Annotated in this window: 9 protein-coding genes, 1 tRNA gene and 1 pseudogene; 4 read left to right on the top strand and 7 right to left on the bottom strand. The window is 42.4% G+C overall.

What is annotated here, in order from left to right; all coding sequences use genetic code 11:
* Positions 1-80: 80 nt before the first annotated feature.
* From IQ270_RS07305 to IQ270_RS07330, 6 genes are all read right to left on the bottom strand, one after another.
* The gene (locus tag IQ270_RS07305) at positions 81-1,967 is read right to left on the bottom strand and encodes an RNA-binding domain-containing protein (RefSeq protein ID WP_193972580.1); all 1,887 of its coding nucleotides are present in this window, start codon (positions 1,965-1,967) and stop codon (positions 81-83) included.
* A gap of 5 nt (positions 1,968-1,972) precedes the next feature.
* Complete coding sequence (locus IQ270_RS07310) at positions 1,973-3,259, bottom strand: hypothetical protein (RefSeq protein ID WP_193972581.1); 1,287 nt, start codon at positions 3,257-3,259, stop codon at positions 1,973-1,975.
* 14 nt (positions 3,260-3,273) lie between these two features.
* Positions 3,274-4,524, bottom strand: a complete 1,251-nt coding sequence (locus tag IQ270_RS07315; protein ID WP_193972582.1) for an ATP-binding protein — start codon at positions 4,522-4,524, stop codon at positions 3,274-3,276.
* Positions 4,524-5,060, bottom strand: coding sequence for a hypothetical protein (locus IQ270_RS07320; protein WP_193972583.1), 537 nt, complete (start codon positions 5,058-5,060; stop codon positions 4,524-4,526). Before IQ270_RS07320 ends, IQ270_RS07315 begins: the two co-directional genes overlap by 1 nt.
* Positions 5,061-5,062: 2 nt before the next feature.
* Positions 5,063-6,178: a hypothetical protein gene (locus IQ270_RS07325; protein WP_193972584.1), complete on the bottom strand. Its 1,116-nt coding sequence runs from the start codon at positions 6,176-6,178 to the stop codon at positions 5,063-5,065.
* Between the two features lie 107 nt (positions 6,179-6,285).
* Positions 6,286-6,356 (bottom strand) — tRNA-Cys (locus IQ270_RS07330).
* 154 nt (positions 6,357-6,510) lie between these two features.
* On the opposite strand from IQ270_RS07330, the gene cpdA reads away from it, so the two are divergent.
* From cpdA to IQ270_RS07345, 3 genes are all read left to right on the top strand, one after another.
* Positions 6,511-7,290, top strand: a complete 780-nt coding sequence (gene cpdA, locus IQ270_RS07335) for a 3',5'-cyclic-AMP phosphodiesterase (RefSeq protein WP_193972585.1) — start codon at positions 6,511-6,513, stop codon at positions 7,288-7,290.
* Positions 7,291-7,677: 387 nt separating this feature from the next.
* Positions 7,678-9,156, top strand: coding sequence for an alpha-amylase (locus IQ270_RS07340; protein WP_193972586.1), 1,479 nt, complete (start codon positions 7,678-7,680; stop codon positions 9,154-9,156).
* A gap of 197 nt (positions 9,157-9,353) precedes the next feature.
* Positions 9,354-10,130 carry an SDR family NAD(P)-dependent oxidoreductase gene (locus tag IQ270_RS07345; RefSeq protein ID WP_193972587.1) on the top strand — a complete coding sequence of 259 codons (777 nt, stop codon included), beginning with the start codon at positions 9,354-9,356 and terminating at the stop codon, positions 10,128-10,130.
* 142 nt (positions 10,131-10,272) lie between these two features.
* Here IQ270_RS07345 and cofG read toward each other — a convergent pair whose 3' ends face one another.
* Positions 10,273-11,223 (bottom strand): 7,8-didemethyl-8-hydroxy-5-deazariboflavin synthase subunit CofG, encoded by a 951-nt coding sequence (cofG, locus tag IQ270_RS07350; protein ID WP_193972589.1) that lies wholly within the window; start codon positions 11,221-11,223, stop codon positions 10,273-10,275.
* A gap of 363 nt (positions 11,224-11,586) precedes the next feature.
* Between cofG and IQ270_RS07355 the strand changes: the two are divergent.
* Positions 11,587-11,758 (top strand): annotated as a pseudogene (locus IQ270_RS07355) (photosystem II q(b) protein); the annotation flags it as partial.

The following is an 11,758-nucleotide window of genomic DNA, read 5'->3' on the forward strand; positions in this document are numbered from 1 at the left end:
GGCGATTGGTGATTAGCAATCGAGTGGCGCAAAGTTTAAGGTTCCGCCGTTGCGGACAGATAGCTGGTGTCAACGATGTTTTATGGGGTTTGCGGAGATGGCGGAGTATCAGAAATTTTGCTGATTTTTTGAGACAATAATGTTTTGTATGCTTGCTGAGGATGAGTTGGTTCGTCAGGATACCGTGCCTCTAACAAGCCTTGTTTTAACATCGGATTTACATAGTGGTTCCTGACACTGTTTGGCGCACGACCCAATAAGTCAGCTAATGTTCGGAGTTGTAAGTAATGTTCGGAGCAAAGTTCTAAAATAACCTGCTCGACAAGCTCTTTGCTGGTACGACCTTTGTCGCGAATCGGTGCAGCAATCTTTCGCAGATGCTCGTAATGTTCGGAGCTTGATTCGTAATGTTCGGAGCTTGATTCGTAATGTTCGGAGCTTGATTCGTAATGTTCGGAGCTTGGAATCAGGGAAAGTAAATCAGGTTGACCTTTATTTGGTAGAGCGTACTGAGTTCCACGTCCACGACCAGAGCGTTCTAACCAACCATTATTTACGAATCGCTTGAGACATTCCCCTATATCTCTGGGGTGTTCTCGGCTATAACACTGAATGTCAGCATTGCTAATTTCTCCTGATTGATGCGCCAGTATCAAAATAATGCGCTCTAATTCTGTCAGTTCGCAATAGTCATCTCCCACGATTTCCCTTAACTCTTTTTCGACATTTTCGGGAATCATGCTCACCATTGGTAAAGCAACAAAAGTCATCTCTAACTCTAACTTCTCTGATACCAAGGGAAACCATTGCTGCTCTATCCAAGCGCGGATAATCTTTCCAAAGCCCGATCCTGCTTTTTCTCCTAAGCCAAGCATTTGAAACATTTTTTGCAAGTTAGGATTGCGAGGATCGCTAACGCCACCTTCGTAAAGCTGCTGAAGAGAAATTCTCAGACGACCCGGATTAGAAAACGAAAAACCATTTTTGTACTTAGTAATTGTTAAAGGGCGAGTAGATTGATGATCTGCATGAATAAGAGTATTGACTAAAGCCTCTCGCAAAGCTTCATGCACATGAGTTTCTCCTCGACGAACGGCATCTTTGTCGAGTTGAAAAGGAAGTTCTAAATCATTAACTAAACGAGTATAAACGCGATAGTAGAAGTTAAACAGGTTAGGTTCCCACTTACCATCAAGTGTTAGTCTGTAAGTCCATCGTGTTTCTGGATCGTCAGAAAGTTGCTCTTGATAATCAAGTTGGTAGTGAGGCAGTGCATCTAAAATGCTTCGTTCCCGACCAAACATCAACAAAGCAGCAATAGTTAACCCTTCTTTACCTGTGCTGCGATCGCGACTCCATCCCCCTAACTGACGCAACAAGTCCGAATCGTCTAATGCCAGCCAAGGATGATCCGGTTCTCTAGAGCTAAACCGTTGACGAAAGGATTTTAATGTTTCTGCATCGATATCGTTAAGGTCGAAACCTTCTAAAATTTGGATATCTTGAGGTGCATCATTGGCATCGCGCAACATTTGGCGAACTTCAGCATCAGTGCAACGGTAATCCCCGTCATGGTTGCGCTTATATGTCCCAATCATGGGATTATTGTTAATAAAAACCGGGCGTTGCGTTCTTGTTGCTCTGGGAACTTTAATGACAACTAAATTATGAGCTTCTATCTTCAAAGTTTGCAAGTCAGAATTGCCGCAAATTGAGAAGTTCAGTTTTTGCGGATTATTATGATTATTCCAAAACTCTTTAAGTAAAACGTTAGGATTGCGGACACCTGAAATCTCGAACCGATTTCGATTTTCCGTGACACCTAGAACAATATAGCCACCATCTGTATTTGCAAATGCTGATACAGTTTTCCAAACTTCATTGGGGAAACCACCCTCAGCCGACTTAAATTCAATGTCTTGGTCTTCTCCAAGGTTTATGCGATCGAGTAATGTTTCTAAATCCATTCCCTTTATACTCTCCGAAATGTCAAAATCTCTGTAATGTCAGTCAACATAATTCGATTAGCTTTAGCTTTATTATTCATTCTAGCCATGTGTGGACTTTGGTTTTGCTGGATTCTTCGACTTGAATAAGCCTTATCGTGAAGAATATAGCCAGCAGACTCCCACAAAGAGCGGATTATATCTGTAACCATTACGATTAAACCATTGGCTACATCCCGATAATTTGGAGAAATAACAGTGCAAAGAGTTCCAGTTTTTTGGGCTGTGGCACAATTTTTAGCAATTCTAGCCATTGCTATCTGCCAATCTTCTAAAGACATATTGGCTAAATCTTCCGACTTATTAGAATACTGTTGGGCAACCATTCCATAATAAGGAATGTCCATAACAATATAATCAGGATTGGCAACTGGAAAACTTTTTATCAAATCATGTTGAGTAATTAAATCTTTGTACTGCCCGCGTGGATTCAGATCAAACATTTTGATATCAAAATCATAAACGTGTTTTCCCATCCACTCTTGACGAGCTTCATACACCCGACAAACCTGACCAGATCCAGCCATTGGTGCAACAACTAAATCATTAGGTTTAACGTAGTACCAAAAACAGTTAGCGTACAGTTCCCCGGGAATATAACCCCAAGTTTCTGTTTCGCTATCTTGTTCGTCAATTCGACCATATTTAACTTGAGCAAAATTCCAATTATCAGAAGGTTTGATGAGAGGACTAAAAAGAGATTCTGATTTACCTTTTTCTAGTTGTCGGACGGCATTGACAAGAGCAGTAACAGACAGAGTTTTCCGTTTCCTTGTTGCTACTTCCAATCTAACGTCAGTCAAGATTGCTTCAAAAGTTTCCTCTTGAACCCTAGAAAGTTTACGGCAACGGTTAGCCTCATCTTTTCTAACACCTAATTCTTTGAGTGTAGGAAAAGTTGCTTCTGGTGAGTCAATTATAAATCCACCCGATCGATCGGCGCTTCCGTTAGATAGTTGACGATTTGCCTTTTTTTTTGAGGGCATGGACTCTATCAGCAGTCCTAATACTCTTTCAGACCGAATGCGGAGTTCTGTTGCATCTAAACGAATTTCCCGTGATATCTCAACTTGTTTGGTTAGCTCCTCAATTGCTTTCGTGGCATTATTAACACAAATAGCATCATAGATGTTCTTGACCTTAGCTAAATCAGACTTAGCATCCATTAAGTATTTCACGATTTCTGCTTCTGTAGGAGGAGTTTTAACAAGACCTAGATGAAGCTCTTCTACTGCAATTTTTTTATTTTCCATTGTTCGTTAGGTCACTATTCCTTAGTTAACAGTGCTTTAGATGGGTGCATCTTAGCTTGTACAATTGAAGTCGAACCAAACAAACTAACCAAGGCTTCTCCACGTTTTAGTTGTGTAACCAAACCAAGAATTTCTTTTGATGCTCCCGGTAAAGCATTCTTTACTTCATCTGCTTGCTTATGAGCCATAATGATGCGGGAGTTAATATTGATACTAATACTTTCAGGCAATGCACTGAACCTTTGCAAACCGTACCAAAAAGCGATGTTAAGACTACGCCCTTTTCTCATATTAGCATCGAGCATATCTTCACAAGCTTCGCGCAACTGCTTAGAACCGCTAAAGATATCTTGTGCTTCATCAATTAAATATAAAATTGGTGGTAGATCCGGGTTAGAAGCTTTAGCATTGTAAACTCGCTCTAACAAGAAGGATAAAAATAAACCATAATCTCTCCCTTGACTTTGACCTACTCGGATAACATTTACAGTTTTTCCTTTAATTAATAATGGTACGTCAATTTCGAGAGCCAGACGTTTTTGAGGGCTTCCTAATCCTGGTAACTTACGGGCGCTGGAATCTTCTTCCATGCGATCCATCCAAGGCATTGATCTGGCTTGTAGTTTTCGCAACATCGCCGTCTTACTATTCCCAGTAATACTACCACCACCTAAAACATCAGACATTGTACCCTTATCTAGTCCACGAATCCACTCAATTGCCTCTTTTAATGCCCAGGTATATTTATTATATTCTTCTTGTTTGTCTTTATAGGCATTCAGTAGCAAAGTCATATTTTCCTGGGGTACGTCTTCCCCTCTTTTATGAAAAAGAGCAGAAGCAAGTTGATAAGGATCGAAACTGCTGGCATATACATTTATTAACTTTTCCTTTGCGTTAGCTTTACGAGATTTATCATCCGATAGTGAAAAATAGTCCACCGTACAATCAAATCCTTGAGGCTCCCACTTAGGATGAATAACTAAATCTTTTTTATCGTTAGGTTTCTCTAAATCCATAACTAAATCTTTTTCATCGTTAGGTTTCTCTAAATTTTGAAATAAATCTTTCTCATCGTTAGGTTGCTCTAAATTTTGGTAGTCCGGCTTATGGTCAAACAAGAAAACACAATAACCCATCTTAATAGCAGCCATCACAATATTACTATTGGTATTAGACTTGCCGTAGCCAGTTGTACCAGCTACTGCCCCATGATGACGTAGCACTTGATTATCTAAACAAATTGAAATTATATTTTCGGACATTATGCAATCACTCCTATTTCAAAATCAGGGTTAGCAGTAGGAAGACCAAGATTGTCAATAATTTCTTGAGCAGTTGCTAATCTTGTTGGACTATTCCAATTAGGTCTTGTTCGAGGTGAAGAACATATTCCGTTATGAAGGCGAGTAATAATCTTCCCTTTGAACAAATGTACGCATTCACCTAAAGTAGAAGGAGTTGGCATCCCTCTTAAATATCTTTCTTGGGTGACAATACGCGTAGGATTTTCTCGACTTAATCCCATTAAAGGGAGATTAAGATTAGCTTCTTCAATTCTAGCAAAATATTTGTACTGGGGATTATCCCAAACATCCTCAATAATTACAAAATCTAGTGCTTCAATTCGTTGATAATTATGACTATTAGGAAAACCTAGCAACTCCACATAAGCAGGGTTCGCACCATAGCTATCAGACCAAGTAACCAATGGGGCAATTGGTGTAAAGTTAGTTGGAGTTTGATTTTGTTGACTATTATTGGACTCTGTTTCACTTAAAGAATCATTGCTATAAGTCATAATTACCTCATCAAACGTTCGTTCATTTCATCCAAAGTTTGCCCTGGGTATTGTTGAGCTAATTTCCCATAAAGGTACTGTTCGGCTTCATCAGGTCTAAACTTTCCTCTGATATCACAATCTACCTTATCTAAAGTATATGGTATCTCATGCCCTGCAACTCCATTACAATCTTGAAATAGCATTGCGATAGCCCTTGGTAGTTGATTAACTGGGCATTCAAAACCAAAAACTTTTTTACCTGGCTGATAAATGCCCCGAACATATTGGTTAGCTACATCTTCTAGGAAACTAACAAGATTAGAATTGCTTCCCCAGTCTTCTAAGCGTTCTCGCAATAAATCTCCAACATTAGCTATTAAAAAAACTTCATCTTGTTGTAAAGCTCTACTAAACCATCTCAGTGTTTGCTGGCTTTGACGAATATCTTTAATAACTCCCACGCAAAGCTTCCCTCTATTATGTAAATCTCGCATAATTTGACGACCTTGTTCCTGAGTTACTAGGTTTTGAGTAATAATAGGGCCGTCCAAATAAATTATCTGTTCGTTAGTTTCAATAGCCGCTACTCGTTCTCTATATTCTCTCCATGTATTAGGCCAAGATTTCTCCTGTGTAAGAACTTTTGTTTGATTAATTGCCGTCGTTATTTCTTGAATGGTTGGGATTCCTTGCGGTGGTTGCACAAAATTTGCCACGGTTCTAGTTGCTGTTAATTTTGTGTCAGTATTTCCGGCTGAGTTATAGACTCCAACTCCTACGGCAAAAACTTGAGTTAAAACAAACTTCGTGTGAGGAAAAATAATTGTTCCATCAACAGCACCAATATTTCCGGCAATATAATTATCCCAAAACCATTGCGATTCAATGTTTGCCCATTCATCCCGTCTCAAAAGTGCTGGAGCGGCAACAGTTTGACCAGGTTGTTTCAGATTTTGCTCCATAATCTGACGCAAGCCTGGAATCCAAGGATCGATTGTCTCTGTAGCATGGATTAATTCAGGCACTAATCCACCCATATCAGGATGCCAATAGGTTTCAGTAATGTCAAATTCATTGTTGACAATTTGCGAAAACGTAGTTGTGTTTAAGCTTTGTGGATTTGAATTTTGACTCATATCACACCTAACATCTTCTATTTTTAAAATTAAGGTTTATTGGCGCACCATATCCCTTCAACCCATCTCGTAACCGAGCACCGCGAATATCCAAACATAAATCAAAAAGGCGGCACCCAGATTTGAACTGGGGGTGGAGGTTTTGCAGACCTCTGCCTTACCACTTGGCTATGCCGCCGTTACGTCTGAAATTTGACGTTATTTGATATTACACCAAATCTCGATCGTTTTAACATACTCGTCAAAAATTTTTCTCGCCCTTTGTTCGCAGATCCCCAAAACCCCTGTGACAGGCTACTCTAGAACTACATCGATCGCCCGCAACACCAGCCATGACAACAGTTTCCCCCCTCCGAGTCGCCCAAATCACCGACACTCACCTGTTTGCAGAATTCGATCGCACTTGGAAAGGCCTTTCAACCGCCCACACCCTCTCTTCAGTTCTCGATCGCCTGCAACAAATCCAGCCTCCGCCAGACTTGCTGCTGCTGACAGGGGACTTATCCCAAGACGAAACACCCGAATCCTACGAGCTCCTCGCCTCCCTGATTTCCCCCCTCAAAATTCCCGCTTACTGGATACCTGGAAATCACGACAACATCCCAGTCATGCAACAAATATTAGATAAACCGCCTATTTCCCCAGAAAAATCTTGGAAGCTAGGAAACTGGCAATTTTTATTGCTTTCGAGTGTCGAAGCCGGATGCGACGGCGGGCGGCTTTCCCCAGAAAGCTTGGATTGGCTGGACTCTCAATTGCAACAAACGGGCGATCGATTTGTGATCATTTCTTTGCACCATCATCCATTGGCGATCGACTGTGAAATCATGGACAGCATGATGCTGCACAATGCCGCTGAATTTTTCGCAATTGTCGATCGATATCCTCAAATCAAAATCGTTCTTTGCGGCCACATTCACCAAGAATTTCAACAACAGCGAGGCTTAGTTTCCTATTTGGGCACACCCAGTACCTGCATCCAACTGTTACCCAAAACCTCTCCGATAGTCCTCGACACAATTGGGCCCGGATTTAGATTGCTCGAATTGGCGATCGACGGTACTTGGACTACTAAAATTGAGCGAGTAGCCGCAGCGCCCGCAGCATCTTGATAATTTATGCTTAAGAGGTGGTTGTGCGATCGTCGGCAAATCTAACAATCCTCTTATTTTCATTAAACAACCGTTACCAGGTTTGGGTGCGATCGCCTCAGTCCGAACCATCGAACCAATTTAATTATTTTCGTTCAAGCTGACATAATATCAAGCAGGTTTGCGAGGGCAAAAATTACAATCTTTATAATATTTTTTGCTTTGCTACATATGTTATAAAGATTTTAGCAAAAAAGAACTAAATTGTCAATCTATCCAAAGATGTTTTTTATTATTAATTTATATGTTTTATGATAAGTATTGACCATAAAATTGCAGGCATAGCCAGAGCGCTCTGCAACTAACAAAAATATATCTGGCAACTTTACAAAACAGGAAAGACTTAATATGTCTGAAGTCAATGGCGTCATGATGCAGTATTTCCACTGGTACACCCCCGATGACGGAAACCTGTGGAACCAGCTAGCAGAATCTGCAAAAGATTTAGCCAAAATCGGCGTTACATCCCTGTGGTTGCCACCCGCCTACAAAGGAACGGGCGGCGGTATGGATGTAGGCTATGGCGTCTACGACTTGTTCGATTTAGGCGAATTCGACCAAAAAGGGTCGGTACGCACTAAATACGGCACAAAAGATGAGTATTTGCGCGCAATCAAAGCTGCCCAAGAAGCTGGAATTCGGATTTATGCCGATGTTGTCTTCAACCACAAATTAGGTGCCGATGCCGAAGAAGAAGCCGAAGCCACACCCTTCAATCCAGACAACCGCAATGACACCGTAGGCGAATATCAAAAAATCAAAGCTTGGACGCATTTTACTTTCCCAGGGCGCGACAAAAAATATTCCAGCATGGAGTGGCATTGGTGGCATTTTGACGCTATTGATTACAACGCTTACAACACTGATACCCATGCCATTTACCTGCTAAAAGGCAAAGAATTCGATCAAGGAGTAGACTTAGAAAAAGGCAACTTTGACTACCTCATGGGTTGCGATTTAGATATGGACAACCCAGAAGTCACCGGGGAGTTAAAATACTGGGGCGAGTGGTATGTGGATACAACAAACGTTGACGGATTTCGTTTTGATGCCGTCAAACACGTAGCAGCAGGATTTTTCCAAGAGTGGTTGGAACACGTCCGCAACTATGCCAAACGCGACCTATTTGCCGTAGGTGAATATTGGTCTTACGAAGTAGAAGCTTTGCACTACTTCATCCAAGCAACTGACGGTAAAGTATCCTTATTTGACGCGCCCCTCCACTACAATTTCCACGCTGCTAGCAAGGCCGGCAACAGCTACGACTTGCGAACAATTTTTGACAACACCCTGGTAAAAGACCAACCAACCCTCGCGGTTACTTTGGTTGACAACCACGATTCTCAACCCTTGCAATCGTTAGAATCAGTTGTCGAATCTTGGTTTAAACCCCTTGCCTACGCTTTAATCCTGCTGCGGAGTGAAGGATATCCCTGTATTTTTTACCCGGATTATTACGGCGATAACTATAAAGATACAGCAAATGATGGCAATGAATACGAGATTTGGTTAGACAAACATCAGTGGATTATAGATAAATTGCTGTTTGCCCGCCAAACCTATTCCTACGGGAATCAATACGATTACTTCGACCACGCCAACACAATTGGCTGGACGCGACTCGGAGATGAAGAACATCCGGGCGGCATGGCCGTGGTACTCAGTAACGGAGGTGATGGTACTAAGTTTATGGAAGTCGGGCATCCGAATCGAACTTATATTGACATCATGGAACACGTCACAGAACCCATCGTAACGAATGACGATGGTTGGGCAGATTTCCGGTGTAACGCCGGTTCAGTTTCTGTCTGGGTTCCGCAGCCGTAAGGACTGTCTTAACATTGACTGACTTCTCTGCCTGAAGTAGGGTGCGCCCGCGCACCTTACTGCTATAATTATTGCGTCAAACCACTTTTTACTTACTATTTTTGACGAGTAAAGCCTGTTTGCCGTGGGGACTTTAGTTTTTTAGAACTCTAGTCTTATGTTTAGGCGATCGCCCAAAACGTTATTTATATAAAAAAATGAAACTTGCAGAAAAAGTTGCCGTTATTACTGGCGGCGGGTCGGGAATTGGTCGTGCAGCAGCAATTTTAATGGCAAAAGAAGGCGCAAAAGTTGCTATTATCGATCTAAGTTTAGAAACGGCGCAAGAAACAGTCTGCCAACTAATGAATGAAGGAGGGCGCGGGCTGGCAATTGCCGCAGATGTGGGGGACACTCAGCAAATGCAGCAGGCATTTAAAACAATTTTTGACGAATATCAAAGAATTGATATTGTGTTCGCAAATGCGGGGATTAACGGTGTTTGGTCGCCGGTAGAAGAGATATCGCTCAATGAGTGGAACCAGACAATTAACACCAACATCACAGGAACATTCTTGACTGTAAAATATGCAGTTCCTTATCTAAAAAAACAAGGGGGTTCGATTGTCATAACATCATCGATTAATGGCACCAGAAGTTTCAGGAAAGTTGGGGCTACAGCTTACGCTTGCAGCAAAGCGGCCCAAGTAGCTTTTGCAAAAATGCTGGCGCTAGAACTTGCGCCCTGCCACATCCGAGTCAATGTTATCTGTCCGGGCGGGGTGCTGACTGCGATCGAGGAAAGCACCACTAAGCGACATCTCGATCGCATTCCAGTTGACCGTGATTACCTTCAAGATATGATTCCTTTGACTGATAATACTGCTGGTTCTAGCGAAGAAATTGCCCAATTAGTTTTATTTTTAGTATCCGGTACATCCAGCTTTATCACAGGTACTGAAGTGTGGATTGACGGTGGTGGTTCTTTGATTTAAAAGTTAACATACCCCTTTGATGATTCGGCGGTTGAAACCGCGTCTACACAAACGATGTCGGCCTGCGCCGACGAATTTATAAAGGGGAGTCCCAACCCGGATTTGGTATAATCACTAATGACTGCTGATTAATGACTGCTGACTAATGACTAACTCTCCATTGTTGAACAGCAGTTTGCAATGTCTGCGGCAGCCAATTATCGTACTGAGGATAAACAGGCAAACGCTGCACGAGCTGCCATCGGGATGCTGCTAAAATTTCTGTTAAGGTTTGGTGTTGCAGGTGAGGATAATCGGGATTAACTTCATCCAGCGGCCCAATTCCTCCTAAATCTCTCGCACCTGATTCTAAACAAGCTATCAATATTTCGGGCTGTGCAACTAAATTGGGCGGGATTTGCAGCGAGATTTCTGCAGGTAAAATGCTGCGGGCGATCGCAATTACTTGTGGCATTTTTGTAGCATCGAAAACTTCACCCTCCCAACTTTGCTTGTTTCCCGGACTATGGGGTTGGAGGATAACTTCTTGAATGTGATTGTAGCAGGAATGGATGCGGGCGATCGCCTCCAACGTCTCAATCCAATCAGCCTCACTTTCCCCAATTCCCAGCAACAAACCTGTTGTAAACGGAATCTTTAATTGTCCAGCCCATTCTAGCTGTTGCAGCCGCAGCGCCGGCATTTTACTCGGTGCGTGTCGGTGAACCGTTTGTAACAAATCTGGGGACAACTGTTCCAGCATCAGCCCCATCGACACATTCACCTCTTTTAAGTGTGCCATCTCCTCAAAGCTGAGCGGCCCCACATTAGTATGCGGCAAAAATCCGAGAGTAAGTGCCAGTTCGCACAAATCGTAAATCCGCTGAAACCAAGCTTTTCGCCGTTGACTCTGGGGATGTACCTCGCCGCTGAGGATCAGAATTTCAATTACACCTTGAGGAAGCAGCAATTTGAGCTGTGTTTCGGCTTCTGGGAGTTTCAGCCAAGGACTTTGCAGCGGCTGAGTCCGAAAATTGCAATAGGTGCAGCGATTAAAACACTCGTAGGTGGGAACCAGGGTATAAGCTGGGCTGTATGTGACGGTGCGGGACATTCTTTGGGATTTTGGTCGATCGAAGTCGATCGACCAAATAACTATATATATAAGTGCAAGTTTTGCGGTTGGCGATCGCAATACTTCAACTACCTTAACACTGACGAGTGTCCCCAATCTCCTTGCCAGCTAGATTATGAACATTATTTTTTTCGTGCGATCGCCCGCAAATTCCCTGCCATACTTCCAAAAACCCTTACAAATCAAGCCTTTCAGCTCTATATAACCTTTGCTTATCACATCCATCAGTTTAACTGTGCTTAAAACCCCTTTACAAACCGAAATAAAAGGTTTATGTTATTTACATGGCGGAACACAAAGCCGTCACGAACATTGAAAACCAAATAACGCAATCATAAACAAATGACAACCACCTTACAGCAGCGCGAAAGCGCCAACCTGTGGGACCAGTTTTGTAACTGGGTCACCAGCACAGACAACCGCCTCTATGTAGGCTGGTTCGGAGTCCTGATGATTCCCACACTACTGAGTGCCACAATCTGCTACATCATCGCCTTCATCGCAGCCCCTCCAG

Origin of the sequence: Microcoleus sp. LEGE 07076 (assembly GCF_015207455.1) — a bacterium.
Taxonomy (GTDB): Bacteria; Cyanobacteriota; Cyanobacteriia; order Cyanobacteriales; family Microcoleaceae; genus Microcoleus.

Bases quoted from the DNA above. Each gene is read 5' to 3' on its own strand.
- IQ270_RS07305 (WP_193972580.1), bottom strand. From the start codon at position 1,967: ATGGATTTAGAAACATTACTCGATCGCATAAACCTTGGAGAAGACCAA.
- IQ270_RS07310 (WP_193972581.1), bottom strand. From the start codon at position 3,259: ATGGAAAATAAAAAAATTGCAGTAGAAGAGCTTCATCTAGGTCTTGTT.
- IQ270_RS07315 (WP_193972582.1), bottom strand. From the start codon at position 4,524: ATGTCCGAAAATATAATTTCAATTTGTTTAGATAATCAAGTGCTACGT.
- IQ270_RS07320 (WP_193972583.1), bottom strand. From the start codon at position 5,060: ATGACTTATAGCAATGATTCTTTAAGTGAAACAGAGTCCAATAATAGT.
- IQ270_RS07325 (WP_193972584.1), bottom strand. From the start codon at position 6,178: ATGAGTCAAAATTCAAATCCACAAAGCTTAAACACAACTACGTTTTCG.
- cpdA (WP_193972585.1), top strand. From the start codon at position 6,511: ATGACAACAGTTTCCCCCCTCCGAGTCGCCCAAATCACCGACACTCAC.
- IQ270_RS07340 (WP_193972586.1), top strand. From the start codon at position 7,678: ATGTCTGAAGTCAATGGCGTCATGATGCAGTATTTCCACTGGTACACC.
- IQ270_RS07345 (WP_193972587.1), top strand. From the start codon at position 9,354: ATGAAACTTGCAGAAAAAGTTGCCGTTATTACTGGCGGCGGGTCGGGA.
- cofG (WP_193972589.1), bottom strand. From the start codon at position 11,223: ATGTCCCGCACCGTCACATACAGCCCAGCTTATACCCTGGTTCCCACC.